Raw genomic sequence first — 26884 nt, forward strand, 5'->3', positions numbered from 1 at the left:
TCAGATCCGACCTGGGGGCGGGGAGTAACTTGGCGGCCATGGACTCGCCCCGGGAGCCGCTCGACGTCGCCGCCATGCGCGTCGGTTACGGCAGCGCGGACACGACCGGCGCCGACGGCGTCGCCGCCCACCTCGATGCCGCGTGGCTGACCGGCGATCCGCCCTGGCTCGAGCTGTTCGGCACGTGGCTGCACGAAGCCGTGGCCGCGCGGATCCCGGAGCCGAACGCGATGGTCGTCGGCACCGTCGCGCCGGACGGCCGCCCGACGACGCGCACCGTCCTGTGCAAGGGCTACGACGCGTCGGGCATCAGATTCTTCACCGGCTACGAGTCCGCCAAGGGGCTCGCGCTGGCCGCGCACCCGGTCGCGTCGCTGACGTTCCCGTGGATCGCGCTGGAGCGCCAGGTGCACTTCCGCGGGGCCGTGACCAAGGTCGATCCGGCCGCGACCCGGGCCTATTGGGACTCGCGACCGCGGGGCTCGCAGATCTCCGCGTACGCGTCGGCGCAGTCGCAGCCGATCGCCGACCGGGCCGCGTTGGAGGCGGCGGCCGCCGCGACCGCTGAGCGCTTCGGCGGCGTCGACGGCACCGAGCAGATCCCGGTCCCGCCGCACTGGGGCGGCTACCTCGTCGACGTCGACTACGCCGAGTTCTGGCAGGGCCGCGCCGACCGGCTGCACAACCGGGTGCGGGCCGTGCGTTCGGACTCCGGCTGGGACGTCGAACGGTTGCAGCCGTAACCGTGCCCCGCATCCTCGCCGACACCCGGCCCCTGGCCAACGACGATTTCCGCCACCTGTGGATCGCGAACATCGTCACGGTCATCGGTGCCCAACTCACGGTCGTCGCGGTGCCGATGCAGATCTACTCGATCACCGAGAACTCCGCGTACGTGGGGCTGACCGGGCTGTTCGGGCTGGTCCCGCTCGTCGGCTTCGGCCTGTGGGGCGGCGCGCTGGCCGACGTCTTCGATCGCCGCAAGATCCTGCTCGTCACGACTATCGGTCTCATCGCCACGGCTTTCCTGTTCTTCGCGCAGGCGGCCGCCGGGTTGAACAACGTGTGGCTGCTGCTGGCGCTGTTCTCGGTGCAGCAGGCGTTCTTCGCCGTCAACCAGCCGACGCGCAGCGCCGTGCTCCCGCGCATCCTGCCGCTGGCGCAGCTTCCCGCAGCGAACTCGCTGAACATGACCGTGATGCAGGCCGGCGCCATCGTCGGACCGCTGCTCGGCGGGCTGCTGGTCCCGGTGCTCGGCTACTCGATGCTGTACCTGTTCGACGGGCTGTCGCTGCTCACCACGCTGTGGGCGGTGTGGCGGCTGCCGTCGTTGCGCCCCGAGCAGACCGACGGTCCTCGTCCCGGTGTCGGGCTGCGGTCGATCATCGACGGGCTCGGCTATCTGCGCGGCCAGCCCGCGCTGCTGATTTCGTTCCTCGTCGACCTGATCGCGATGGTCTTCGGCATGCCGCGCATCCTGTTCCCACAGATGGCACACGAGAACTTCGGCGGTCGGACCGACGGCGGCTGGCAGGTCGCGCTGCTGTTCGCGGCCATACCGTTGGGCGCGGTTATCGGCGGCGTGTTCTCCGGGTGGGTGTCCCGGATCAGCCGGCAGGGGCTGGCGGTCGTCATCTGCGTGGTGATCTGGGGGCTGGCGGTGGCCGTCGCCGGCGCTGGACTGTTCTTCGCCGACGGCGACTGGTTCCCGGTGCTGCCGATCGTCGTGGTCGCGCTGGTGGTCGGCGGCGCGGCCGACATGGTGTCGTCGGCGTTCCGCATGACGATGCTGCAGTCGGCGGCCGACGACGCGGTGCGCGGCCGGTTGCAGGGCATCTTCACGGTGGTCGTTGCCGGTGGTCCGCGCCTCGCCGACGTCGGGCACGGCTGGGTGGCGGCAGCGGCGGGAACCGCGGTGGCGACGGCCGGGGGCGGGCTGGCGGTCGTCGTGCTGACGGTCGTTGCGGCTATCGCCGTCCCGGTGTTCGTGCGCTACCGCGTCAGTCCCGCGATTGAAGAGGTCTGACCGCCCACTCGGCGGAATTTACCGCCCACTCGGCGCTGGTTGACCGCCCACTCGGCGTTAGTCGTCGACCTCGTTCGACTGCCACGGCAGGTTGGCGCGCCGCGCGGCGTGCACGGGGCAGTAGTGGATCGGGTTGTCGCGCTCGGCGCCCGACGGCAGGTTGCGGGCCGGGGTCTCCAGGATCGGGGCGTCGGCGGGGACGCGGCCGGCGTGTCGGTCGTCGGCGTCCCGGGCACGCGGGTGGCGGCGGTAGCGCGCGGGGACCAGGCGCATCACGGTGGCCACTGTTTTCCCGAAGAGGCGGAACAGCTTCTCGTCGCGCGCGGACCAGGTCAGGCCCATCATCTCGCGGATCGGTTCGTCGTAGAGACCGGTGGTGAGCCACAGGAAGGTCTTGTTCCCGCTGGCGGCCATCCGCTTCCAGAGCCAGCGCGGCGTCCACGACGGCATGAAGGGCGGCGGGGGCAACTGGGTGATGTCCAGGACCGTGCGCACGGCGGCGTGGTCGCGCAGGACGTAGCGGCACATGTGGTCCCAGTAGTCGAGGAACTCCTCGTAGGTGTCGGGCACCGGACGCATGGACACGCCATAGCGGGCGTACCAGGTGCGCGATTCTTCGAACAGCTGGCGCTTCTCGGCCTCGGTGATCTTCGGGCCGAAGGCTTCGGCGCAGCGGATGTTGCCGTACCAGAACGTGGCGTGCGCCCAGTAGAAGACATCCGGATCGAGCGCGTGGTAGCGGCCGCCGTCGTCCATCTGGCCCTTGATGGTCAGGTGGTAATCGCGGACTTCGTGGGCGGTCTTCTCCGGAGCGGGATCGAAGACGACGCCGCCGATCGGATAGACCGAGCGCAGCAGTCGCTCCCAGCGCTCACCGAAGAAGTCCGAGTGCTCCCAGACGCCGGCGGCGAGTTTGGGGTGCATGTTCTGCATCGAGCCCGACCACAGGCCCATGAGCAGGCCGCGCCAGTCGCCGAAGAAGCGGTACGTCGCCGACCCGGGCCCGAGCGGCGGCAGGTCACGAGGCTGGTCGGTGTCCGCGGCGGCGGAGTGGGCTGGCTCGAGAACCTCGGTCATGAGACGAAAGTCTAAATCCGTCTCACCGGTGAGTCAATGCGGCGACATCCGGCTCGAAGGCCGCGGGCCGACGGATGCGCACCGCGGCGCCGGGGGCCAGTTGTCCGGCCCGGTCGAGCGACTCGTCGGCCAGCACCGCCACCACCGGATAGCCGCCGGTGACCGGGTGGTCGGGGCCGAACACCACCGGCTGTCCGCTTGGCGGCACCTGGATCGACCCGTGCGCGATGCCCTCCGACGGCAGCTCGCCCTGCCCCGCGACGAGCTCGAGCGGCGGGCCGTCGAGGCGGTCGAGGCGGATCCCCACGCGGTTGCCGACCGGGTTCACCCGCCACGACCCGGTGAACAGCGCATCGGGATCGACCAGGCGGTCGGCGCGCGGACCGTCGTCGGCGAGCAGCACGACGACACCTTCGTCGGGCCGGCGCACGACGGCGGACTGGACGGCCGGCCACGCCAGCGCGCCGTCGCCCACGCGCAGCACGTCGCCCTCCCACAGCGGCGCCGGGCCCAGCCCGGAGAGGGTGTCGGTCGCGCGCGAGCCCAGCACGGGGTCGACGGCGAGGCCGCCGCGCACCGCCAAATAGCTGCGGACGCCACTGCTCGGCGGATCCAGGCGCAGCACCTGTCCGGCGCGGACCCGCACCGTCGCGCCCGGTCCGACGGGGCGGTCGTCGACGTGCAGCTGGGCCGGCGCACCGGTCAGCGCGACGACGACGGGCCCCTCGGCGCGCAGCGTCACGCCGCCGACAGTCGCCTCGATCGCCGCCAGTCCCTCCGGATTGCCGACGAGTCGGTTGGCCAGGCGCAGCGCGCCGCGGTCGGCGGCGCCGGATCGGGGCACCCCCAGGTGCGCGTAGCCGGGACGGCCCAGGTCCTGGATCGTCGTCAGCGGGCCGGCGGCGACCACCGCCAACGCCCTCACCGCGGCTCCCCGGCGTCGACGAAGCGCACGATCGTCCCGGCACGCAGCGGCGTGGGCGGGTCGGCGGCGGCATCCCACAGGGGGAAGTCGGTGTGGCCGAGCAGGTTCCAGCCGCCCGGACTCGCGCCCGGGTAGACCGCCGAGTATCCGGCGGCGACGGCCACCGAGCCGGCGTCGACGCGGGGACGGGATTCGTCGCGGCGGGGGAGTTCGCACGGCGGGCAGCGGTCTTCCGGGTCGTCGGGCACCAGATACCCGAAGCCGGGGGCGAAGCCCATGAACTCGACCCGCCACGCGATACCGGTGTGGCTCGCGACGACGGCGCCCGGCGTCCACCCGAGGTGCAGGGCGACGTCGTGCAGGTCGGGGCCGTCGTAGTGCACGGGGATGACCACCTCATCGGCATCGTCGTCGTCCGTCGACTGGCCGCCGCCGCGCAGCGCCCGGTGCAGCGCGAGGTCGTCGATCCCGGTCTCCGGGGTGCCCTGGACGAGGATGGTCGTCGCCGTCGGGACCAGGTCGACGATGCCGGGCAATCCACCCGATTCGCTGGCCCGGCGAAGGGCGGCAATGGCGGCCATCGTCGCGGCGCGCGGCGCGGGCGTCGCCGTGAAATCGAGCAGCACCGCCGCCTGTCCCGCCGGTCGTTCCCGCATACCGACCAACCTAGCGGTTCGCCGCTTGTTAACGGCAGGTTGCGAACCGGACCCGCGTTCGCCGCCGACCACCCCGGGACGATAGGTTGTTAGGGAAACTCTCACCTGAGTAAAGGGGTTCTCGTGTCGGCTGAAAAAAGCGCAGCGACCGAAACGGCCTCAGCCACGTTCACCTACCCCGGTGGACAGCTGGAGCTGCCGATTCTTCCGGCGACCGAGGGAAGCGACTCGGTGCAGCTGGGCAATTTCCTCTCCCAGACCGGGATGACCACCTACGACGGCGGATTCGTCAACACCGCGTCGACCAAGTCGGCCATCACCTACATCGACGGCGACGCCGGCATCCTGCGGTACCGGGGCATCCCGATCGAGCAGCTCGCCGAGAAGTCGACCTTCATCGAGGTCAGCTACCTGCTGATCCACGGTGAACTCCCGACGCCGGCGCAGCTGGCCGACTTCACCGACAAGATCCAGCGCCACACGCTGCTGCATGAAGACCTCAAGCGCTTCTTCGACGGCTTCCCGCGCAACGCCCACCCGATGCCGGTGCTCTCCAGCGCGGTCAACGCGCTCTCGGCCTACTACCAGGACTCGCTGGACCCGAAGGATCCCGAGCAGGTCGACCTCTCCACCATCCGCCTGCTCGCCAAGCTCCCGACGATCGCGGCCTACGCGTACAAGAAGTCGGTCGGGCAGCCGTTCCTCTACCCGGACAACTCGTACAGCCTGGTGGAGAACTTCCTGCGCATGACCTTCGGCTTCCCGGCCGAGCCCTACGAGGTGAACCCCGAGGTCGCCAAGGCCCTCGACATGCTGTTCATCCTGCACGCCGACCACGAGCAGAACTGCTCGACGTCGACGGTGCGCCTCGTCGGCTCTAGCCAGGCCAACCTGTTCACGTCGATCTCCGGCGGCATCAATGCGCTGTGGGGCCCGCTGCACGGCGGCGCCAACCAGGCGGTGCTGGAGATGCTCGACGAGATCCGCGCGTCCGGCGGTGACACCAAGGCGTTCATGACGCGCGTCAAGAACAAGGAAGACGGCGTGAAGCTGATGGGCTTCGGGCACCGCGTCTACAAGAACTACGACCCGCGCGCGGCCATCGTGAAGAAGACCGCCGACCAGATCCTCGATTCGCTGGGCGTCTCCGACGACCTGCTCGACATCGCCAAGGGCCTGGAGGAGGTCGCGCTCAACGACGACTACTTCGTCGAGCGCCGCCTCTACCCGAACGTCGACTTCTACACCGGCGTGATCTACCGGGCGATGGGCTTCCCGACCCGCATGTTCACCGTGCTGTTCGCCCTGGGCCGCCTGCCCGGTTGGATCGCCCACTGGCGCGAGATGCACAACGACCCGACGACCAAGATCGGTCGCCCGCGCCAGCTCTACACCGGATACACCGAACGCGATTACGTCGAGATGGGAAAGCGCTGACCATGGCCGATCTGGAGAAGCCCGAAGTCGAGTTCCCCGAGGGCCCGGCCCCGACGGAGCTGGAGATCACCGACATCGTCGTCGGCGACGGTGCCGAGGCGCTGCCCGGCTCGACCGTGGACGTGCACTACGTGGGCGTCGAATACGACAGCGGTGAAGAGTTCGACTCGTCGTGGAGTCGCGGTGAATCGGTCGACTTCCCGCTGAACCGGCTGATCCCCGGTTGGCAGGAGGGCATCCCCGGCATGAAGGTGGGCGGTCGCCGCCGCCTCGTCGTGCCCCCGGCCCTGGCCTACGGCCCGGCCGGCGCCGGACACCGCCTCTCGGGCAAGACCCTGGTCTTCGTGATCGACCTGCTCGGCGTCAGCTGAGCCGAGCCGTGACGGCTGGCCCGCTCCCGGTCAGCTGAAGTGGAACGGCGGTGCGTCGTTGCGCACCGCGCAGGTCGCGCTTGCGCGCTCGCCGTAACCGGTGTGCTTGGCCTTCAACCTGCCGTTGACGCTGAGCCGGCAGCTGGCCCGCAGGCCCTCCTGCTTGATGCGCACGGCGACGATCTGCTGCGGCACCCGGCTGCGGAACGCGTAAATGCGGAAGTAGCGGCCGTCGGGCAGTCGCTCGTCCTGGCGGAAGTTGAAGTGCTTCTGGACCAGGTGGTTGTTCCGGTTGTAGTACGACACCGTCGCCCACGTCGTGTCCGAGAAGACCTCGAAGGTCACCTTGTCGCCGTTGCCGACGTGGCGCCAGCTGGCATCGGCCTCGCCGGCGCTTGCCAAGGTGGTCAGGCCGCCGATCAGGGCGGCCGCGGCGGTGATTCCCAAGATGGACGTGCGCATGGGTGCAAAGTCTAACCAGCGCCGTGGGCCCGTGGGGTCGGCGGTAGGGTTGGCAGCCATGATCCACAGCTCAACCAGCGGTGCCGTCACGACGATCGAGCTCGCTCGCCCAGAGAAGCGCAACGCGCTCAACGAAGAGATGGTCGCCGGACTGGCGAACGCCTTCCGGCAGGCCGTCGACGCCGATGCGCGCGCCATCGTCCTCACCGGCCAGGGCTCGGTGTTCTGCGCCGGCGCCGACCTGTCCGGCCCGGTGTACGACCGCGAATTCCTCGACCGCTTGATCGACACGCTCAAGCAGATCGAATCCACCCCGATCCCGGTGATCGCCGCGCTCAACGGCCCGGCCATGGGAGCCGGCCTGCAGTTGGCCATGGCCGCCGACCTGCGCGTGATGGCGCCGGGGGCCCTGATCGCGATTCCCGCCGCCAAGATCGGCGTTGCCGTCGACGAGTGGACGATCCGCCGCCTCGTCTCGCTCGTCGGTGCGGGTCCCGCGGCGGGCATCTTGATCGGCTGCGAGGGCCTTGGCGCCGAGCGGGCCGAGCAACTCGGGTTCGCCAACCGGCTCGGCGACCTCGACGAAGCGCAGTCGTGGGCGGCGTCCATCGCCTCGCTGGCCCCGCTGACGCTGCGGCACTACAAGCTCGTCCTCAACGGCGACGGGGCCCGCGACGAGCCGCCGGCCGAGCGCGTCGCGGCCATGATGGCCGCCTGGACCAGCGAAGACCTCGAAGAGGGCAAAGCCGCCCGTCGGGAGAAGCGGCTGCCCGTCTACCACGGGAAGTGACCGACATGACGACCCCGACCACACCGAAACCGGTTGCCTACCGCGGCTTTTCGATCGGCGCGATCATCGCGCTGATCGGCTCGGCCATCGCCCTGTACTCGTACTCGATGAAATGGTGGGTCGCCAAGGGCGACGATGAGAGCTGGATCCGCGGCATCGGCACCACCCACGCGAGCCCCGGCACGACGATCGAGTTCGACTCCAGCAAGCTGACCATGGGCGCCGGTGCCGGCGCCATTGTGCTGATCATCGTGGCCGTCGCCCGACTGATGGGCCGCTACACGGACGAGTGGAACAAGGCCACCTTCGTCGCCTGCGGCGTCGCGGCGGCCGGCGCGGTCTACTCGGCCTTCGTCGCGGGCGGCACGACCTTCAACGCCGCCCCGGGCGTGTGGGTCGCCCTCGTCGGCGCGCTGCTCGCGGCGGGCGGCGGACTGCTGATCGCCGTCGCGAAGAAGTAGGTCGCGACTAGTCGCCCAGCACCCGGGCCAGGTAGTCGTTCGCGAAGACGCGGCCCGGGTCGAAGCGCTCGCGCACCGCGCGGAAGTCGTCGAAGCGCGGATAGACCGAGCGCAGGTAGTCGGCGTCGCGGGTGTGCATCTTGCCCCAGTGCGGGCGCCCGCCGCGCGCGGTCATGATCGCCTCGACGTCGGCGAAGTAGGCCGCCGAGTCCGCGGCGTCGTCCTTGAAGTAGCGGTGCACGGCGATGTACCCGCTCTCCCGCCCGGCGGCGGTCGAGAGCAGCAGGTCGTCGGCGGCCGCGGCGCGGACCTCGACCGGGAAGCTCACGCGGTAGCGGCGCCGCTCGATCATCGCGGCGATCTCGCGCAGCGCGTCGGGGATTTGGTCGACCGGGATCGCGTACTCCATCTCGCGGAAGCGCACGGCCCGCGACGAGACGAAGACGTCGGTCGACGAATCGACGATCGTGCGCGCCGACAGGGCGCGGCCGGACAACTGGTTGATCGCGGGCACGGTGGCCGGAACGGCGCGGCCGATCCCGCACAGCACGCCGAACAGCTTGTTCGACAGCAGTTCGTCGTCGATGTACCGCCGGATGCGCGACGGGCCGCTCGACGGCGTCGAGGCGGGCAGCCGGGTGTTGGTCTTGGTGAGGCAGCAGTCGGTGTGCGGGAACCAATAGAACTCGTAGTGGTCGACCGCCGCGACCGACTCGGCCCAGCCGGCCAGCACGTCGTCGAGCTTTCCGGGCGCCTCGACGGCCTCCAGTCGGAAGGCGGGAACGCACTGCAGGGTGATGTCGGCGAGCACGCCGAGTGCGCCGAGGGCGAGGGCGACGGCCTTGAGGTCGGGGTCCTGCTCGCCGACCGCCACCAGCTCGCCGCGACCGTCGACGATCCGCGCGCCGACGATCTGGGTGCTGATCCCGCCGAACCGGGCGCCGGTGCCGTGGGTACCGGTGGACGTGGCCCCGGAGATCGTCTGGCGGTCGACGTCGCCGAGGTTGGCCATCGCCAGGCCGAGCGGGGCGAGCAGCGCCGGGATCTCGTGCAGGTGGGTGCCGGCGGCCAGGGTCACGCGGCCGGCCTCGACGTCGGAGGCCACGACGCCGCGGAGGTGGTGCAGCCGCAGCTGGATGTCGGCGGGCACGCCGATGCCGCTGAAGCTGTGCCCGGCGCCGATCGGTTTGATCCGGCGGCCGTGCGCCGCCGCGTTGGCGACGTAGTTCCGCAGTTCGTCGACCGTCGTCGGTTCCGCGATCTGCGGGTTCGCCGACTCGGTGTGGGCCCAATTGCTCCAGGGTCGGTACTCGACGGTGCTCACAGGAAGGCCTTCCCCTCGCCGCGATAGGTCGGGACGACGTCGATGACGCGGGGGCCGCCGTCGGCGCCGCGGTCGATGATCGCCACCTCGTTGACGTGCTCGGCGGGCTCGCCGGACTTGGTGTGGCGGAACCAGACCCGGTCGCCGATCTCCATCCGCTCGGCGGCCGCGCCGCGCAGCGGGGTCTGCACCTCGCCGGCCGCCTCGGTGCCCACATAGGAGAGGCCGCGCGGCCACACGGGCCGCGGCAGGCGGTCGTCGGCCGGCGGGCCGGAGGCGATCCACCCGCCACCGAGGGTGGTCACGATGTCGTGGGCGGGCCGGCGCACGACATCGAGCCCGAAGCCCATCGCCGGAGCGGGCCGGAAGTGCGCGTAACCGTCGAAGAGATGGCCGCCGAAGAAGCCGCTGCCGGCGGCGATGTCGGTGACGGACGGATCGGCCGCGGTCGCCTCGATCGAGCCGGTGCCGCCGGCGTTGACGAACTCGAGGTCGGCGATCTCGCGGATCGCGCGCACCGCCTTGCCGCGGCGCTTGATCAGCTCGGCCATCGACCGGGACTGCACGACGCCGACCGCACGGTTGCGCAGGGCCGTCCCCGACGCGTCGTTGGCGACGCCGGCGACCTGCGCCTCGTACGACATGACGCCGACGAGGGCGAAGCCGCGCCGGCCGACGATGGTGCGCGCCAAGTCGCGCGCCTGCGCGACCGTGTGCACCGGCGAGCGCCGCACGCCCAGGTGGACCCGTCCGCCCGCGTACCGCAACGAGGCGTCGAGGTCGATGGCCACGCGCACCGGCTCGCGCGCCGTCGGCGAGACCGCGGCATCGATCGCGTCGAGCTGCTGCGGCGCATCCACCAGCAGGGTCACGCGGCTGCGCGCGGTGTCGTCGGCGATCAGGCGGGCGATCGCGGCGGTGGAGACCGACGGGTAGCCTAACAGGACGTCGGGGACCTCCGCGGCGGTCGCCAGCCAGTGCGCCTCGTCGACCGAATAGGCCAGGACCCCGGCGAACCCGTCGCGGCGCAGGATGTCGCTGATCACCGACCGGATGCGCAACGATTTGGAGGCCACGCGAATCGGGACGCCGCCAGCGCGGTGCGCTGAATCCAATCCGGCGCGGCGCCGCAGGTCGGCGATGTTGTGCTCGAGGGCGATCGCGTCGATGGCCAGGACCGGCGCCTCGAGCCGGGCGGCGCGCACGGCCGCGTCGATCGCCGCCCAGTACGCGTCGTGGTCCTGCTGCCAGTCGGTCACCCGTCGGCCCGTTCGTCGACGGCGTAGGTCATCATCCATGTCACGACGCCGTCGACGACGGTGCGCGCAACCTTCTCGTCCGACGTGGTCAGGTAGGCCATCTTGATGGCGTCGGTGGCGGAGATCAGCAGCGTGCCCAGTTCGCCGGGCTCGATGCTCCACGCGGTGCCGTGTTTCGCCGCGGCCACCTCCAGCGCCTGTGCGACCGTCTCCGTCGCCGTCGAGTACATCTTCCGGCCGGCCGAGCGCAGCTCCGGGTGGTTGTGCGCGAAGATCGCCAGCGAGGCCGTCGCCTGCAGGCGGCCCGCATCCTGGAGCATCAGGTCGCCCAAGTTGCGCAGCGTGTCGGTCATCTCGCGGCGCATGCCGGCCATGCCGCCCGGGGGCACCTCGTTCTGGATCTCGCCGATCATCACCACGAGGTCGCGGGGCACCGCCTGCTCGATCACGGCGCCCAGCAGGGCCATCCGGGATTCAAAGGCATAGTGGAAGCTGGCGAGGGGCATCTCCGCATGGGCGCACACGCGGCGGGTGGTCGCGCCTTCGACGCCGCTCTCGGCGATGACCTCGTACGCGGCGTCGATCAGCGCAGCGCGGCGCTGCTCGACGGTCATCCGGGCCATCGTCTCCCCCTTTGTGAAGTGCACCGATCCTAACCCGCACCGAATCGCTACATTGGGTCTGATGAGTACATCGGACGCCCGCGGCGGGTTGCGCAGTCGCGCATCGACGACGGTGCTCGGCGCGGTGTCGGCGGCGACCGATCGGCTGGCGGGCATCGGCCTGCCCGAGGCGCGCGCCCTCGGGGCGACGGCCGAGGAGATCGCCAGGGAGACATCGGCCTCGAAGTACGTCGTCGACGGCCGGTTCGTCAACCTCGATCCGCCGGCGCCGCCCGCCGGCCTCCCGGTCGGCGCGATCGGGGACATGGTGCGGCGCGTCGGCCACCCGAGTCGTCGCATCCCGGTGCGCCGGCCCGACTTCGCGGCGCAGCCCCGCCCACTGGCCGCCACCTGGCTCGGTCACGCGACCGCCCTGGTCGAACTCGACGGGGTGCGCATCCTCACCGACCCGGTCTTCTCCCGCCGCGCTTCGCCGTCGCAGCACGTCGGCCCCGCACGGATGCACGCGGCGCCGATCGGCGTCGCCGACCTGCCGCCGGTCGACGTCGTGCTGATCAGCCACGACCACTACGACCACCTCGACACGGCGAGCGTGATCGAGCTCGCCCGGACCCACCCGGGCGCGACGTTCGTCTGCCCGCTCGGCGTCGGCGCGCACCTGCGGGCGTGGGGCATCGGCGCCGAGCGGATCCGGCTCGCCGACTGGCACGGCGAGGTGCACTCGGCCGGGATCCGGTTCGTCGCGGTGCCGGCGCGGCACTTCTCCGGCCGCGGGCTCGAGCGCAACAACACCCTGTGGGCCAGCTGGGCGGCCATCGGCCCGCAGCACCGCATGTTCTTCTCCGGCGACACCGGGTTCTCCGAATCCTTCGACGACGTCGGCGCCGCCCACGGGCCGTTCCACCTGACGCTGATCGCGATCGGCGCCTACGACCCGCTGTGGGCCGATATCCACGTGAACCCGGAGGAAGCGCTCACCATCCACCGGATGCTCACCCGGGAGACCGAGGCGCTGCTGCTGCCGTTGCATTGGGGTACCTTCAACCTCGCGCGACACAAGTGGGGCGAGCCCGCCGCGCGGCTGTCCCATGCCGCGCAGGGGCGTCCCGGGCAGTCGGCGGCCGACATCGTCATCCCGCAACCGGGCGGCGACATCGACGTCACCCACCGCACCGGTACCGCCCTGATCGCGCCTGACTGGTGGAAGGAGTCGGCGTGACCGTCGAATCACCCGAACGGACCGACCCCGTGGACCCGGCCCGCGGACTGACCGCGGCGCAGGTGGCGCAACGCGTCGCCGCCGGCCAGGCCAACGTGTCCTCGAACCAGACCGGCCGCACCGTCGGCCAGATCATCAAGGACAACGTCTTCACCCGCATCAACGCGATGCTCGGAGTGCTGTTCATCCTCGTGATGCTGACCGGTTCGCTGAAGAACGGGCTCTTCGGCCTGATCATCATCGCCAACAGCGGCATCGGCATCATCCAGGAGATCCGCGCCAAGCGGACCCTCGACAAGCTCTCGATCGTCGGCCGCGCCAAGCCGACCGTGCGCCGCGACGGAAAGACCGTCGCCGTCGAGCCCGAGGAGGTCGTCCTCGACGACATCATCGAGATCGGGCCGGGCGACCAGATCGTCGTCGACGGCGAGACCGTCGAGTCCACCGCGCTCGACGTGGACGAGTCGCTGCTCACCGGTGAGGCCGACCCGGTCGACAAGGACGCCGGCAGCGAGATCCTGTCCGGCAGTTTCGTCGTCTCCGGCTCCGGCGCCTACCGCGCGACGAAGGTCGGCGCCGACGCCTATGCCGCCAAGCTCGCCGCCGAGGCGTCGAAGTTCACCCTCGTCGACTCCGAGCTGCGCAACGGCATCAACAAGATCCTGCAGGTCATCACCTGGCTGCTGATCCCCGCGGGCATCCTCACGATCATCAACCAGCTGTTCATCGCCGGCGACGGTTCGCTCTCCTGGGAGTCGATCAAGCCGGGCATCCTCGGCATGGTCGCCGCGCTCGTGCCGATGATCCCCGAGGGCCTGGTGCTGATGACCTCGATCGCCTTCGCGGTCGGCGTCGTGCGCCTCGGCCGCCGCCAGTGCCTCGTCAACGAGCTGCCCGCCATCGAGGGCCTCGCCCGCGTCAACATCGTGTGCGCCGACAAGACCGGCACCCTCACCGAGAACGGCATGCGCCTGCACGAGGTGCAGCCCGTGGACGGCTCCGACGTGAGTACTGAGCAGATCGGCGCCGTCCTCGCCGCGATCGCCGCGAACGATCCGCGGCCCAACGCGAGCATCGAGGCGATCGGCGAGGCCTACCCGAAGGCGCCCAACTGGAAGAACTCGGCCGTGCAGCCGTTCTCCTCGGCGCTCAAGTGGAGCGGGATGTCCTTCGTCGACGCTTCGGGTGCCGACGCGGGCAACTGGCTGATCGGTGCGCCCGACATCCTGCTGGACCCGTCGAGCGCGGTGGCCGCCAAGGCCTCGGCCATCGGCGAGACCGGCCTGCGCGTGCTGCTGCTCGCCCGCACCACCGTCGCGGTCGACCAGCCCGGCGCCACCGACAACCTGACGCCGGTCGCCCTGGTCGTCCTCGAGCAGCGGGTGCGCCCCGACGCCAAGGACACCCTCGACTACTTCGAGCGCCAGCACGTCGGCGTCAAGGTGATCTCCGGCGACAACGCCCGCTCGGTCGGTGCGGTGGCCGCCTCGCTCGGCCTCGGCTCGGTCGACACCGCCGTCGACGGACGACAGTTGCCGAAAGACAACGACGAGCTGGCCGAGGTCGTCACCGACGGCACCGTGTTCGGCCGCATCCGCCCCGACCAGAAGCGCTCGATGGTCAAGGCGCTGCAGTCGCGGCACAACACCGTCGCCATGACCGGTGACGGCGTCAACGACGTGCTCGCCCTCAAGGACGCCGACATCGGCGTCGCGATGGGCTCGGGCAGCTCGGCGGCCCGCTCGGTCGCCCAGATCGTGCTCCTGGACAACAAGTTCGCGACCCTGCCGTACGTCGTCGGCGAGGGCCGGCGCGTCATCGGCAACATCGAGCGCGTCGCAAACCTCTTCCTCACCAAGACGGTCTACGCGGTGCTGCTCGCGCTGCTGGTCGGGCTGGCCGGCATCGCCGGAAAGATCTTCGGCTTCACCTCGCTCGCCTACCCGTTCCAGCCGATCCACGTCACCATCTCGGCGTGGTTCACCATCGGCATCCCGGCGTTCGTGCTGTCGTTGGCGCCGAACAACGAACGGGCGCGCACCGGCTTCGTCAAGCGCGTGCTCACCCAGGCCGTGCCGAACGGCATCATCGTCGGCCTGGTCGCGTTCATCACCTTCGTCATCGTCAACCCCGGCGGCCGCCACGGCCCGAAGCTGGGGGAGAAGGTCGACGCGCTGCCGCCGGAGGTCGTGCAGGCATCTACCGCGACGCTGATCGCACTGATCGCCACCGCCTTCTACGTGCTCGTCGTCGTCGCGCGCCCGTACAACTGGTGGAAGATCCTCCTGCTCACCGTGTCGGCACTGGCCTACGTGGTGATCTTCGCCTGGCCGATGAACCGCGGCCCCCGCTTCCACTACAGCTGGCGCGGCAAGGACCACGAGCTGCTGATCAGTCCGCAGAACAACTTCAACCTGGATTCGTCGAACCACGAGATGATCGCCGTCGCGCTGATCATGGCCGTGATCGGCATGGTCGCCATCGAGGTCGTGCACCGGACGCTGCCGCGGTTCTTCCCCGACGACGCGCCGGTGACCGACGACGATGACCTCGCCGCCCCGGCCGCACTCGAACCGGCCGCGGGCGCTGCGGCGTCGGCCGCTACCGCGGCTGTGCGCGAGGGTGTCGCCGATACGCGCTGACCGACGGTTCGCCGGTCAGCCAGAACCGCCACGGCTCGTCGGCGGCCAGCCGGACGCCCACGCGGGGCCCGCTGCTGATCCGGTCCGCCGGCACCGGGGCGCCGGGCCGGTCCAGCGCCACCGGCGCCGGGTCGAGCAGGTCGGCGCCCAGGTCGTCGATGGTGATGCCGAGGGCTCGGGTGAGGTTGCCCGGCCCGCGGGCGAGGGCGTCGTCATCGTGCGCGGTCGGCCGCCGGTCGCGGGCAATCTCGATCCCGTCGACGATGCGGCCCGCGCGGATGAGGACGGCCGAGGCGTGTTCGGTGGGGCCAGTGACGACATTGGCGCAGTGGTGGCCGTGGATGCGGTACACGTAGAGCCGCCACGGCGGCCCGTACATGATCTCCGAACGCGGCGTCCGGGTGAAGGCGTGGGAGGCGGGATCGTGGACGCCGTCATAGGCCTCGACCTCGGTGATGGCCGCCGTCACGCCGTGCCCGACGAGATGGGCGCCCAGCAGTTCGCGGGCGAGGCGGGTGACAGTAGGGTTGGCTGCCATGGCGAAGGTGAGTGACTCCGTAGACGTCGATATGTCGGTCCAGGAGGCCTGGGAACACGCGTCGGACCTGTCGCGCTACGACGAGTGGCTGACGCTGCACGACGGGTGGCGCGGCCCGGTCCCGGGGCCCGACGAGCTGGCCAAGGGGCTGAAGGTCTCCTCGGTCATCAAGCTTAAGGGCGCGCGGGTCCGGTTCAACTGGACCGTCGAGAAATACGACCCGCCCAAGGAGGTCCGCCTCAAGGGCGACGGCAAGGGCGGCGTGAAGGCCAAGCTGGACCTGTCGATCAAGCCGAACGGCGACGGATCGACGGTGACCTTCCTGGTGGATCTGGGCGGGTTGCCGCTGATCGGCCCGGCGGGCAAGGCCGCCGCGTTGGCCACGAAGAAGGACCTTCATGCGTCGCTGGCCAACTTCCGGCGCGTATTCGGCTAAACCTATATGTGCCGAAAGGCCCAGCTCCCGTAGCTCAGGGGATAGAGCACGGCTCTCCTAAAGCCGGTGTCGTAGGTTCGAATCCTACCGGGAGCACCCGAAATCACACCCCGTTTTGGGGTGCTGACCTGCACATTTACGATCACCCGGGATTAAACCGGCGACTCGGGCACCCCGGGGGTACCCGAATGGCTCCGACGGCACTAGGGTGGACGTCGGCAATCGATTCTGCGGTTTAGCAAATTTTCCGTCGAATCGGGCTGCGATTGCGCTGCAACTGCGGCGGATATGTAGCAAGCTATGAACAGGCATGGACCAAGTCGTGCCATGGAAACAAGGAGTTCACGGAGTGAAACCCGTAGAGAAGAAGACAGGGCTCGTCGCTGTGCGCCGCCTGGCGCTGGGCGTAGTTGCCGCCGCCGGCTCCCTGATGCTCGTTGCGCCGATGGCGCACGCGGCACCGCAGGACGACGCGCGTGGCGCCATCGAGAAGGTCGAGAAGGGCGTCGCTGACGGCTCCATCGACAAGGGTGCCCTGGGCACCGGTCTCGGTGACAAGGAAGGCGAAGTCACCGCTGCTGGCGACGGCTTCGAGCAGAAGTACGGCGGCGGCACCGTGTACTGGTCGGACAAGACCGATGCACACGTCCTGTACGGCGGCATCAACGAGAAGTACAGCGCCGTCGGTGGCCCCACCGGTGACGTCGGCTTCCCGAAGTCGGACGAGAAGGTTGCGGACGCCCCCGAGGGCGCTCGTTACGCCGAGTTCGCCGCTGACGACAACCCGCGCATCTACTGGACCCCGGAAGCCGGCGCCTGGCTGCTCCGCGGCCCGTTCGCTTCGGCGTTCGGCGACGCTGACATCGCCAAGGCCCTGGGCATGCCGAAGGGCGACGCTGTCGTCAACGGCGACCAGATCACCCAGGAGTTCGCCAACGGCACGCTGACCTTCGACGCCAAGACCGGCAAGTGGATCAACATCCCGAACCTGCCGGGTCTGGACCTGAAGGGCAAGCTGGACGGCCTCAAGTGGGCGCTTCCGTTCACCCTCCCGGGTTGGCCGAAGATCAACCTGCCGGGCATGCCGAACATCGACCTGCCGAACGTGAACCTGCCGAACGTCAACGTTCCGAAGCCGAGCCTGCCGAGCATCTCGGGTCCGGACACCAGCAAGTTCAACTGGTGGTGGCTGCTGCTTCCGCTGCTGATCATCGGTGGCCTCCTGCTGCTGTCGTGGCTGTGGCGTCTGCTGACCGGCAAGGGCCGCAAGGCTCACCTGCACTCCCCGGACCTGCACGTCGGCGATGCCGTTGACGCTGTGAAGGGTGCGGGCGGCAAGGTTGCCGCCGGTGCCGCTGGTGCCGCTGGCGCCGTCGGTGCTGCTGCTTCGGCTGCCGGCGACAAGGTCAAGGGCGCTGCTGGCAGCGTCGCTGACGCCGCCGAGACCGCTGGTGGCAAGGTGCGCGACGGTGTCGAGGGCCTCCTCGACGACGGCAAGTCCAAGGGTGCCGCTGGCGCCGCTGGTGCTGCCGCCGCCGCTGGTGCCGCCGGCACCTGGGTCCGCGACGGCAAGACCGTCCCGGTGCCCAAGGGCGCTCACCTGCCGCTGCCCGGCAACGCGGAGCCCAAGGGCTACCCGATCAAGGGCAACGCCGACTCGGGTCTGTACCACACCCCGGAATCGCGCGCCTACAAGGCGACGATCGCGGAGATCTGGTTCGCGACCGAGGCTGACGCCAAGGCTGCCGGCTTCAAGAAGTTCGAGTGACTTCTGCGGCCTAGCACCTAGCTAGAAACCCACTGTGGCCCGGCACCGAAAGGTGTCGGGCCACAGTGCTTTTCTCGCCGCTACCAGACGTTGCTGAGCGTCTCGAGCATGTCGTCGGCGATCTCGGTTCGGCAGATGACGAAGTCGGGCATGTACGGCACCCGCTGGTTGTAGACGATTTCCGAGCCGTCCAGGCGGCTGCAGTGCAGCCCGGCGGCCGCGCAAACGCCGACCGGGGCGCAGTTGTCCCACTCGTACTGCCCGCCGGCGTGGACGTAGGCGTCGACGTCGCCGCGGACGACGGCCATCGCCTTCGCCCCGGCCGAGCCGATCTGCACCCGCGTCAGGCCCAGCTTGTCCGCGACGTACGACGACTCATAGCTGCCGCCGTAGCGGGACACGGCGATCCGGCCGGTCAGCGGGCCGTCGACGGGGGTCACCTCGTCGGAGCGGAACACCTCGCCGCGCGCGGGGATCGAGACGGCGGCGGCGCTGGGGCGGCCGTCGACGGCGAGGGCGACGTGCACCGCCCAGTCCTTGGTGCCGAAGCTGAACTCGCTGGTGCCGTCGAGCGGGTCGATGATCCAGACACGACTGGCCGTCGAGCGGTCGCCGACGTCCTCGGCCTCCTCGGAGAGCACGGCGTCCTTCGGGCGGCGTCGGCGCAGCGCGGCACCGATCCAGGCCTGCGAGATCTGGTCGCCGGCGTCGCCGATCAACCGGCCGTCGAGCAGTCCGCCGTGGCGGACACCGAGCAGGATCCGGCCGGCGCCCTCGGCGATCTGCGCGGCCAACTCGGCATCCGATAGTGCTGAACTCACCCGTCCACTAGAGCACACTGGGACCATGCCCGAGTTGCCCGAGGTGACTGCGATCGCCGATTTCCTGGACGAGCGCACGGCCGGGCTGCCCATCCGCCGTGTCGACGTGGCGTCGCTCGCCGTCCTCAAGACTGCCGATCCGCCGTACACCGCGCTGGTCGGGCGCACCGTCTCGTCGGTGGGGCGGATCGCCAAGTACCTGGTGATCACCACGGTGCTGGAAACAGATGATGAACCCTTGCACCTGGTGATCCACCTGTCCCGCGCCGGCTGGGTGCGGTGGAGCGAGAACCTCTCGCCCAGGCCGCCGAAGCCGGGCGGCAAGGGGCCGATCGCGCTGCGCGTGCACTGTGGGCTGCCGGGCGAGGGGTTCGACGTCACCGAGGCGGGCACGCAGAAGCGTCTCGCCGTGTGGGTGGTGCGCGATCCGCTGGATGTGGAGCGCATCGCCGGACTGGGGCCCGACGCCCTCGGGCTCGGCCGCGACGAGCTGGCAGAGATCCTGGCGGGCACGACGTCGCGGATCAAGAACGTCCTCACCGACCAGCGGGTGATCGCCGGCATCGGCAACGCCTACTCCGACGAGATCCTGCACCGGGCGCGACTGTCGCCGTTCGCGACGGCCAAGGGGCTGTCCGATGCGCAGATCGACGCGCTGCACACGGCCATCGGCGAGGTGTTGCGCGACGCGGTGTCCCGTCTCGAGGGGCCCGGCGGGGTCGCGACGATGAAGGCCGAGAAGCGCTCGGGCCTGCAGGTCCACGCGCGCACCGGGTTGCCGTGCCCGGTCTGCGGCGACACCGTCGCCGAGGTGTCGTTCGCCGACCGCTCCTTCCAGTACTGCCCGACCTGTCAGACCGGCGGGAAGAAGCTCGCCGACCGCCGGATGTCGCGGCTGTTGAAGTAGCCTGGGCGCCATGACGCCACGCGACAAGATCCTGATCACCGGTGCCAGCTCCGGGCTGGGCGAGGGCATGGCCCGCGCCTTCGCGAAGCAGGGCCGCGCGCTCGCCCTGTGCGCCCGCCGACTCGACCGGCTCGAGAAGTTGGCCGACGAGTTGCGGGGGCAGGCGGCCCAGGTCGCCATCGCCAAGCTCGACGTCACCGATTTCGACTCGGTGCCGGTGGTCTTCGGCAAGCTGCGCGACGAGTTGGGCGGCCTGGACCGGGTCATCGTCAACGCGGGCCTGGGCAAGGGCGCCCCGATCGGCACGGGCAAGGCGCACGCGAACCTGGAGACGGTGCAGACCAACCTGACCGGTGCGCTCGCCCAGTGCGAGGCGGCGCTGGAGATCTTCCGCGCGCAGGGCCACGGCCACCTGGTGCTGATCAGCTCGGTGAGCGCCACCCGCGGGATGCCGAAGGCGCAGGCGGCCTACGCGGCCTCCAAGGCCGGGGTGACCGCGCTCGGCGAGGGACTGCAGGCGGAGTTCGCCGGCAAACCGATCACCATCACGATCATCGAGCCGGGCTACATCGAGACCGACATCAACCGCGGTGTGAAGACCCGGTTGATGGCCGACACCGACGACGGCGTCGCGGCCATGGTCGACGCGATCGAGGCGGAGAAGGCCCGCGCCGCGGTGCCGCGCTGGCCGTGGGAGCCGCTCGCCGCGGCGCTGCGCCACCTGCCCGAGCCGCTCTCGCGCCGACTCGTCTAGGTCTGCCGGTCGGCCTGCTTCCGGTACCAGGCGACCAGTTCGTCGGTCGACGAGTCGCCCAGTCCGGCGGCGGGTTTGGCGTCGCTGATCGGGCCGAGTAGTTCGAGGGCCTGCTTCTTGCCGAGCTCGACGCCCCACTGGTCGAAGGAGTCGATGCCCCAGATCGTCCCTTCGACGAACACCTGGTGCTCGTAGAGCGCGATCAGCTGGCCCAGTGCGCCGGGCGTCAGCTTCGGGGCGAAGATCGTGTTCGACGGCCGGTTGCCGGGCATCACCTTGTGCGGGACGACGTCGGGCGCGACGCCCTCGGCGGCGATGTCCGCGGCCGTCTTGCCGAAGGCCAGCACCTTGGTCTGGGCGAGCACGTTGCTGACGAGGACGTCGTGCATCGACGTGCCGTCGGCGGTGGTTACGTCGCGGAACGGTCGGGCGAAGGCGATGAAGTCGGCGGGGATCATCCGGGTGCCCTGGTGCAGCAACTGGTAGAACGCGTGCTGGCCGTTGGTGCCCGGCTCGCCCCACCACACCTGGCCGGTGTCGCAGGAGACTGGCGTGCCGTCGACGGTGACCGACTTGCCGTTGGACTCCATCGACAGCTGCTGCAGGTAGGCGGTGAAGCGCGCGAGGTCGTTGGCGTACGGGAGGACCGCCCGGTTGCCCGCGTTGAAGAAGTCGTTGTACCAGACGCTGAGCAGGCCGAGGATCACCGGCGCGTTGCGCTCGAGGGGCGCGGTGGCGAAGTGCTCGTCGATGGCATGGAAGCCGGCGAGGAACTCGTCGAAGCCGGCGCGGCCGACGGCCAGCATGACCGACAGCCCGATCGCCGAGTCGACCGAGTAGCGGCCGCCGACCCAGTCCCAGAACTCGAACATGTTGGCCGTGTCGATGCCGAACTTCGCGACTTCGGCGGCGTTGGTGCTGACCGCGACGAAGTGTTTCGCGACGGCCGCCTCGTCGCCGAGCGCCGCGACCAGCCAGGCGCGCGCGGCCCCCGCGTTGGACAGCGTCTCCATCGTCGTGAAGGTCTTGGAGGAGATGACGAACAGCGTCGTCGCCGGCTCGACCGCGTCGAGGGTGGCGAGGATGTCGGCGGGGTCGACGTTGGACACGAAGTGGGTGCGCGGACCGTCGTGGTAGTCGCGGAGCGCGCCGCACACCATCGACGGGCCCAGGTCGGAGCCGCCGATGCCGATGTTGACGACGTCGGTGAGCTTCTCCCCGGTGAAGCCGCGCCAGGCGCCGGAGCGGACCTGGTCGCTGAAGTCGCCCATCTTGTCCAGGACCCGGTGGACGTCGGCGACGACGTCCTGCCCGTCGACGGTCAGCGAGGCCGACGCGGGCAGCCGCAGCGCGGTGTGCAGCACGGCGCGGTTCTCCGAGCCGTTGATGTGCTGGCCGGCGAGCATCGCGTCGCGGTGCTCCTCGATGCCGACCTCGCGCGCCAGGGCGAGCAGCAGTTCCAGCGTCTGGCGGGTGGCCAGATTCTTCGAATAGTCGATGTGCAGGTCGCCGGCGTCGACGACGAGGTCGCGCCCGCGGGCGGGATCCTCGGCGAACAGATCACGCAGCGTCGTCGCAGCGACGTCGGCGTGGTGCCTGGCGAGTGCCTGCCACGACCCGGTGGCGGTCACATCTTCGCGCATGACCCCACCCTATTGCGTCGCGCGCCGCAGTGCCCGGCACTCAGTGCCGGTCGACGTCAACGGTCGAGGGGCGTCAGCGGCCGAGGGGCCCGCGGCCCAGCCGCAGCAGCAGCATGGCCAGGGTGTGCCCCTCCTGGCCGAGGTCGGCGAAGCGGTCGAGCACCTTGACCTCCCGGCTGTGCACCAGCCGCGGTCCGCCCGACGCCATGCGGGCCGCACCGATCTTCTTCGACACCGCCGACCGGCGCTTGATGGCCGCCAGGATGACGGCGTCGAGCCGGTCGATCTCGCCCCGCAGGACGTCGATGTCGTCCGGCAGATCGGTGACGTCGTCGCCGAGGTCGTGGGCACTCGGGTCGAAAGGCTGCGATTCGTCACTCACCGGGACGATTTTGCCACGTACAGTTCTTTCCGTGAGCATCCGCGGTATGACCACCTCCGGCAGCGCAATGCTGGCGCGCAGCAATGGACCCGCACGCGCCGCTCTGGTGCTGCTGGGGGTGTACATCGCGATCCGCGTCGCGCTGGTCGCGACCGGCGGCTTCTACTGGGACGATCTGATCCTCATCGGCCGGGCGTCGACGCACAACGTCTTCGGCCCCGCCTACCTGCTCCACAACCACGACGGCCACTTCATGCCGGGCGCCTTCTTCGTCGCGGGGCTGTCGACGCTGCTGGCGCCGACGCAGTGGTGGCCCGCAGCGATCACCCTCGTCGTGGCGGCGACGGCGGTGGCTTTCGCGGTGTGGCGGATGGTGCGACTGCTGGCCGGCCGCGACTCGTGGGCGACGGTCGTGGTGCTGGCCTTCTTCCTGTTCACCCCGATGACGGTGCCGGCCTACGTGTGGTGGGCGGCGGGATTGAACTCGCTCCCGATGCTGTTTGCGATGGCCTGGCTGATCGGCGACGCGGTGCTGCTGTGCCGCGACGAACCGGGCGGCGAGTCCCGGTTGATCATCGTCCTCCGCAGCGCGACGGCCTACCTGGTGGCGCTCGCCTGCTTCGAGAAGTCGCTCTACATCCTTCCGGTGGTCTTCGTCGCCGCGGTCCTGTGGTGCCACCTGCACGGGGCCAGCGCCACGCGGGGCGGGGTGCCCGGGCCGCTGGCCGCGGCCTACACCCGGGCCCGGCCGCTGTGGGCGGTGCTGACCCCGATCACCGTCGTGTGGCTGGTCCTGTTCCTCGCGGTGACCGGCGGCGAGGGTGCCGCCGGCAAGCACAGCGCCGGGCAGATGTTCCATCTCGTGTGGCGGACGATCAACAACGCCGTCGTGCCGTCGCTGGCGGGTGGGCCGTGGACCTGGGACCGGTGGATACCGAGCCCGCCGATGGGATTCGCGCCGCTGTGGCAGATCGTCGCCGGCTGGGTGGTGCTGGCCGTGGCGATCGCGATCATCTGGCTGTTCCGCCGCCGGGCGTGGGTCGTCGCGGCGGCTGCCGCCGCCTACGTCGTCGTGGCGCAGATCCCGGTGATGTGGAACCGGTCCAGCGGCAACACCGCCCTCGAACTCGCCCAGACCATGCGGTACCTGCCCGACGCGGCCCTGGTCGTCACCGCCGCCCTGGCGTTGATCGTGGGGGTGCCGCGGGCCTCGCACCGCCACCTGCGCGGCGCCGACCGACCCGCGCTCCAGGTGGCCGCGGCGGCGACGGTAGTCCTCGTCCTCTCCTCGGGGTGGGCCATCTGGAACTTCGACGCCTCGTGGCGCAACAACCCGACGCCGGCCTACCTGAAGTCGGCACGCGCCTCCCTGCACGCCGACCGCGACCGCGTGGTTTTCGACCAGGCGCTGCCGTTGGAGGTCCTCACCCCCGTCGCCAACCCGGAGAACCAGATCAGCCATACCTTCGGGCGGATCCGGCCGAAGGTGCGCTTCGGCACGGTGACCGACGACCTCAAGGTCCTCGACAAGCAGGGGCGCCTGGTGCCCGGCGGGGTCACGCCCGCGCGCACCTTCACCGCCGGCGACGGCAGCTGCGCGGCGCCGGAGGTGCGCGGGATGAGCCGGGTGCCGCTGTCCGGGCCGCTGCTCAACTGGACGTGGACCATCGCGCTGACCTACTGCGCCAACCGCGACGGCAAGCTGGAGATCGGCCTGGCCACCGGCAAGCCGGTCGTCGCCGACGTGCGCGCCGGGCTCCACGTCGTGTACGTGCAGACCTCCGGCCGCGGCAACTCGCTCATCCTGCGGCCCGTCACGCCCGGCCTGGCCGTCCACACCGGCGCGGGTCGCGTCGGCGAGGTCGCCGAGGCCAAGCTGGTGCCCTGAGCCGCCGCCGCGCTGTCGTGGGTGCCCGGTAATCTGGAGGGCGAGATGAGTGCTGAGGAACTGCTGCGCGGACTGAACCCCCAGCAACGCGAGGCGGTGGTGCACACCGGCACTCCGTTGCTGATCGTCGCGGGCGCCGGATCCGGCAAGACATCGGTCCTGACCAGGCGAATCGCCTATCTGCTCGCCGAGCGCGACGTGCACCCCGGCCAGATCCTCGCCATCACCTTCACCAACAAGGCGGCGGCGGAGATGCGCGAGCGCGTCATCGAACTCGTCGGCGGGGCGGGCCGGGCGATGTGGGTCTCGACCTTCCACTCGATGTGCGTCCGGATCCTGCGGGCGCAGTCGGGACTGCTGGGCGAGACGGTGAACTCCAACTTCTCCATCTACGACGCCGACGACTCGCGCCGGCTGCTCGGCATGATCATCCGCGACCTCGAGCTCGATCCCAAGAAGTTCTCGGCGCGCGGTCTGTCCGTCGAGATCTCGAACCACAAGAACGAACTCGTCGGACCCGACGACGTCGAGGTGCCCGAGGATGCCGACGAGAACTCGGCCGAAGCCGTGGTCAAACGGGTCTACGAGCAGTACCAGAAGCGGCTGCGGGCGGCGAACGCCTTCGACTTCGACGATCTCATCGGCGAGACCGTCGCACTGCTGCAGCGCCACCCCGAGGTCGCCCAGTACTACCGGCGACGCTTCCGGCACATCCTCGTCGACGAGTACCAGGACACCAACCACGCGCAGTACGTGCTCATCCGGGAACTCACCGGCGATGACGAGAACGCCGATCCGCCGCCGGCCGAACTGTGCGTCGTCGGTGACGCCGACCAGTCGATCTACGCGTTCCGCGGCGCGACGATCCGCAACATCGAGGAGTTCGAGCGCGATTTCCCGACGGCCCGCGCGATCCTGCTGGAGCAGAACTACCGCTCCACGCAGACGATCCTGTCCGCGGCCAACGCGGTCATCGCGCAGAACCCGAACCGGCGGCCCAAGAAGCTGTGGACCGACTCCGGCGACGGCGATCCGATCGTCGGGTACGTCGCCGACTCCGACCGCGACGAGGCGACGTTCATCGCCGGCGAGATCGACGGGCTCACCGACTACTCGATCGGCGGATCGGCCAGCCGCGCCTACGCCGATGTCGCCGTGTTCTACCGCACCAACACCGGCTCGCGCGCGCTGGAGGAGGTCTTCGTCCGGCACGGCATCCCGTACAAGGTCGTCGGCGGCACGAAGTTCTACGAGCGCAAAGAGGTGCGCGACGTCATCGCTTACCTGCGCACCGTCGCCAACCCCGACGACACGGTGAGCCTGCGCCGCATCCTCAACACCCCGCGCCGCGGCATCGGCGATCGCGCCGAAGCGTGCGTGGCGGTCCACGCCGAGAACCGCGGCATCAGCTTCTACCAGGCGCTGCTGGAGGCCACCGAGGGAACGGTCCCGCTGCTCAACACCCGCGCGGTCAACCAGATCAGTGGCTTCATCGACCTCGTCGAGGGCCTGCGCCGCGACTTCCTGGCCGGTTTCGACGAATCCGGCGCCGCCACCGTCGACGCCACGGCCGAGGGGGGCGACGTCGGCGAGCTGGTGGCCGCCATCGTCGACCGCAGCGGCTACCGCGCCGAGCTGGAGGCCTCCCGCGACCCGCAGGACGGCGCCCGCCTGGACAACCTCAACGAGCTGATCGCGGTGGCCCGCGAGTTCAGCGCCACCGCGGCCGAGGAGGCCGCCGAGCGCCCGGTCGTCGACGTCGACGGGGACGCTGACGGGGAGATCCTCGGGGGCGACAACGACGGCGAGCCGGAGCCGGGCTCACTCGCGGCCTTCCTCGAGCGGGTCTCACTGGTCGCCGACGCCGACCAGGTCCCGGATTCGGAGGCCGGCGTCGTCACGCTGATGACCCTGCACACCGCGAAGGGCCTGGAGTTCCCCGTCGTGTTCGTCACCGGCTGGGAGGACGGGCACTTCCCGCACATGCGGTCCCTGGGCGACCCGGCCGAGCTCAGCGAGGAGCGGCGGCTGGCCTACGTCGGCATCACCCGCGCCAAGGAGCGGCTCTACCTGACCCGCGCGCTCACCCGGGCGTCGTGGGGGCAGCCGGTGTCCAACCCGGAGTCGCGGTTCCTCACCGAGATCCCCGCGCACCTGATCGACTGGCGCCGCACCGAGCCCAAGCGGTCGGCGTCGCGGCACCGCGCGGCCGGCGCGTTCGGCTTCGGCGGCGGGCGCGAGCAGCAGAGCCTGCGCGGGCGGGAGACCTACGGCGCCCCGACGCGCGGCCGCAACCGCGTCGAGCACTACGACGTCGGCGACCGGATGAACCATCCGAAGTACGGCATGGGCAAGGCCGTGGCCAAGGAGGGCAGCGGGCCGACCGAGCGGATCACGTTCGATTTCGGCGGCAGCGTGGGCCGCATGACGTTCATGACCCTCGGCGGACTGCCGGGGGAGAAGCTGTAGCGGGCG

The 26884-nt window shown here is 70.4% G+C and carries 25 protein-coding genes and 1 tRNA gene; 15 read left to right on the forward strand and 11 right to left on the reverse strand.

Annotated elements, in window-relative coordinates; all coding sequences use genetic code 11:
* Positions 1 to 38: 38 nt before the first annotated feature.
* Positions 39 to 743 (forward strand): pyridoxamine 5'-phosphate oxidase, encoded by a 705-nt coding sequence (pdxH, locus tag QM728_RS02905; RefSeq protein ID WP_415030549.1) that lies wholly within the window; start codon positions 39 to 41, stop codon positions 741 to 743.
* 2 nt (positions 744 to 745) lie between these two features.
* Positions 746 to 2026: an MFS transporter gene (locus QM728_RS02910; protein WP_415030550.1), complete on the forward strand. Its 1281-nt coding sequence runs from the start codon at positions 746 to 748 to the stop codon at positions 2024 to 2026.
* Between the two features lie 57 nt (positions 2027 to 2083).
* On the opposite strand, the gene QM728_RS02915 is transcribed toward QM728_RS02910, so the two are convergent.
* The 3 genes from QM728_RS02915 to QM728_RS02925 are packed head-to-tail and all read right to left on the reverse strand — an operon-like array spanning position 2084 to position 4684.
* Positions 2084 to 3103 (reverse strand): oxygenase MpaB family protein, encoded by a 1020-nt coding sequence (locus QM728_RS02915; protein WP_415030551.1) that lies wholly within the window; start codon positions 3101 to 3103, stop codon positions 2084 to 2086.
* A 22-nt stretch (positions 3104 to 3125) separates the two neighbouring features.
* Entirely contained in the window at positions 3126 to 4028 is a 903-nt protein-coding gene (locus QM728_RS02920; protein ID WP_415030552.1) for a biotin-dependent carboxyltransferase family protein, read from the reverse strand.
* Positions 4025 to 4684 (reverse strand): 5-oxoprolinase subunit B family protein, encoded by a 660-nt coding sequence (locus tag QM728_RS02925; protein ID WP_415030553.1) that lies wholly within the window; start codon positions 4682 to 4684, stop codon positions 4025 to 4027. The genes QM728_RS02920 and QM728_RS02925 overlap by 4 nt, the downstream gene beginning before the upstream one ends.
* Positions 4685 to 4807: 123 nt before the next feature.
* Here QM728_RS02925 and QM728_RS02930 point away from each other — a divergent pair, with 123 nt between their 5' ends.
* Both QM728_RS02930 and QM728_RS02935 read left to right on the forward strand, forming a co-directional pair.
* Entirely contained in the window at positions 4808 to 6121 is a 1314-nt protein-coding gene (locus QM728_RS02930; protein ID WP_415030554.1) for a citrate synthase, read from the forward strand.
* A gap of 2 nt (positions 6122 to 6123) precedes the next feature.
* Positions 6124 to 6492, forward strand: a complete 369-nt coding sequence (locus QM728_RS02935) for an FKBP-type peptidyl-prolyl cis-trans isomerase (RefSeq protein WP_415030555.1) — start codon at positions 6124 to 6126, stop codon at positions 6490 to 6492.
* Positions 6493 to 6522: 30 nt separating this feature from the next.
* On the opposite strand, the gene QM728_RS02940 is transcribed toward QM728_RS02935, so the two are convergent.
* Entirely contained in the window at positions 6523 to 6954 is a 432-nt protein-coding gene (locus tag QM728_RS02940; protein WP_415030556.1) for a hypothetical protein, read from the reverse strand.
* Between the two features lie 58 nt (positions 6955 to 7012).
* Here QM728_RS02940 and QM728_RS02945 point away from each other — a divergent pair, with 58 nt between their 5' ends.
* The gene (locus QM728_RS02945) at positions 7013 to 7744 is read left to right on the forward strand and encodes an enoyl-CoA hydratase (RefSeq protein WP_415030557.1); all 732 of its coding nucleotides are present in this window, start codon (positions 7013 to 7015) and stop codon (positions 7742 to 7744) included.
* A 5-nt stretch (positions 7745 to 7749) separates the two neighbouring features.
* Positions 7750 to 8205 (forward strand): hypothetical protein, encoded by a 456-nt coding sequence (locus QM728_RS02950; protein WP_415030558.1) that lies wholly within the window; start codon positions 7750 to 7752, stop codon positions 8203 to 8205.
* A 7-nt stretch (positions 8206 to 8212) separates the two neighbouring features.
* Here the strand turns inward: QM728_RS02950 and QM728_RS02955 are convergent, their stop codons facing one another.
* From QM728_RS02955 to QM728_RS02965, 3 genes are read right to left on the reverse strand one after another with little or no spacing between them, the layout of a single operon-like run.
* Complete coding sequence (locus QM728_RS02955) at positions 8213 to 9529, reverse strand: D-arabinono-1,4-lactone oxidase (RefSeq protein ID WP_415030559.1); 1317 nt, start codon at positions 9527 to 9529, stop codon at positions 8213 to 8215.
* Positions 9526 to 10827, reverse strand: coding sequence for an alanine racemase (locus QM728_RS02960; RefSeq protein WP_415030560.1), 1302 nt, complete (start codon positions 10825 to 10827; stop codon positions 9526 to 9528). The genes QM728_RS02955 and QM728_RS02960 overlap by 4 nt, the downstream gene beginning before the upstream one ends.
* Positions 10785 to 11435 (reverse strand): TetR/AcrR family transcriptional regulator, encoded by a 651-nt coding sequence (locus QM728_RS02965; protein ID WP_415030561.1) that lies wholly within the window; start codon positions 11433 to 11435, stop codon positions 10785 to 10787. The genes QM728_RS02960 and QM728_RS02965 overlap by 43 nt, the downstream gene beginning before the upstream one ends.
* 37 nt (positions 11436 to 11472) lie before the next feature.
* Between QM728_RS02965 and QM728_RS02970 the strand changes: the two genes are divergently transcribed.
* Positions 11473 to 12630 (forward strand): MBL fold metallo-hydrolase, encoded by a 1158-nt coding sequence (locus QM728_RS02970; RefSeq protein ID WP_415030562.1) that lies wholly within the window; start codon positions 11473 to 11475, stop codon positions 12628 to 12630.
* Positions 12627 to 15272, forward strand: coding sequence for an HAD-IC family P-type ATPase (locus tag QM728_RS02975; protein WP_415030563.1), 2646 nt, complete (start codon positions 12627 to 12629; stop codon positions 15270 to 15272). The genes QM728_RS02970 and QM728_RS02975 overlap by 4 nt, the downstream gene beginning before the upstream one ends.
* Here QM728_RS02975 and QM728_RS02980 read toward each other — a convergent pair.
* The gene (locus QM728_RS02980; protein ID WP_415030564.1) at positions 15232 to 15810 is read right to left on the reverse strand and encodes a DNA-3-methyladenine glycosylase; all 579 of its coding nucleotides are present in this window, start codon (positions 15808 to 15810) and stop codon (positions 15232 to 15234) included. The two genes, QM728_RS02975 and QM728_RS02980, sit on opposite strands and share 41 nt — an antisense overlap.
* Between QM728_RS02980 and QM728_RS02985 the strand changes: the two genes are divergently transcribed.
* The 3 genes from QM728_RS02985 (at position 15809) to QM728_RS02995 (ending at position 18014) form a co-directional block, all read left to right on the forward strand.
* The gene (locus QM728_RS02985; protein WP_415030565.1) at positions 15809 to 16246 is read left to right on the forward strand and encodes an SRPBCC family protein; all 438 of its coding nucleotides are present in this window, start codon (positions 15809 to 15811) and stop codon (positions 16244 to 16246) included. The two genes, QM728_RS02980 and QM728_RS02985, sit on opposite strands and share 2 nt — an antisense overlap.
* A gap of 23 nt (positions 16247 to 16269) precedes the next feature.
* Positions 16270 to 16342 (forward strand) — tRNA-Arg (locus QM728_RS02990).
* Between the two features lie 253 nt (positions 16343 to 16595).
* A complete protein-coding gene (locus QM728_RS02995) occupies positions 16596 to 18014 on the forward strand; it encodes an LGFP repeat-containing protein (RefSeq protein ID WP_415030566.1) in 1419 nt (472 codons plus the stop codon).
* An 80-nt stretch (positions 18015 to 18094) separates the two neighbouring features.
* Here the strand turns inward: QM728_RS02995 and QM728_RS03000 are convergent, their stop codons facing one another.
* On the reverse strand, positions 18095 to 18835 hold the full coding sequence (locus tag QM728_RS03000; protein WP_415030567.1) for a 3'(2'),5'-bisphosphate nucleotidase CysQ: 741 nt from the start codon (positions 18833 to 18835) through the stop codon (positions 18095 to 18097).
* A 25-nt stretch (positions 18836 to 18860) separates the two neighbouring features.
* Between QM728_RS03000 and QM728_RS03005 the strand changes: the two genes are divergently transcribed.
* Positions 18861 to 19742 (forward strand): Fpg/Nei family DNA glycosylase, encoded by an 882-nt coding sequence (locus tag QM728_RS03005; protein WP_415030568.1) that lies wholly within the window; start codon positions 18861 to 18863, stop codon positions 19740 to 19742.
* A 10-nt stretch (positions 19743 to 19752) separates the two neighbouring features.
* A complete protein-coding gene (locus tag QM728_RS03010; RefSeq protein WP_415030569.1) occupies positions 19753 to 20496 on the forward strand; it encodes an SDR family oxidoreductase in 744 nt (247 codons plus the stop codon).
* Here the strand turns inward: QM728_RS03010 and pgi are convergent.
* Complete coding sequence (pgi, locus tag QM728_RS03015; protein WP_415030570.1) at positions 20493 to 22139, reverse strand: glucose-6-phosphate isomerase; 1647 nt, start codon at positions 22137 to 22139, stop codon at positions 20493 to 20495. The two genes, QM728_RS03010 and pgi, sit on opposite strands and share 4 nt — an antisense overlap.
* Before the next feature lie 73 nt (positions 22140 to 22212).
* A complete protein-coding gene (locus tag QM728_RS03020) occupies positions 22213 to 22521 on the reverse strand; it encodes a chorismate mutase (RefSeq protein ID WP_415030571.1) in 309 nt (102 codons plus the stop codon).
* A gap of 31 nt (positions 22522 to 22552) precedes the next feature.
* Between QM728_RS03020 and QM728_RS03025 the strand changes: the two genes are divergently transcribed.
* Positions 22553 to 24409 (forward strand): hypothetical protein, encoded by a 1857-nt coding sequence (locus QM728_RS03025; protein WP_415030572.1) that lies wholly within the window; start codon positions 22553 to 22555, stop codon positions 24407 to 24409.
* Positions 24410 to 24454: 45 nt separating this feature from the next.
* On the forward strand, positions 24455 to 26878 hold the full coding sequence (locus QM728_RS03030; RefSeq protein ID WP_415030573.1) for a UvrD-helicase domain-containing protein: 2424 nt from the start codon (positions 24455 to 24457) through the stop codon (positions 26876 to 26878).
* Positions 26879 to 26884: the final 6 nt, after the last annotated feature.

Source organism: Gordonia sp. (in: high G+C Gram-positive bacteria), assembly GCF_047602025.1.
In the GTDB taxonomy this organism is placed as follows: domain Bacteria; phylum Actinomycetota; class Actinomycetes; order Mycobacteriales; family Mycobacteriaceae; genus Gordonia.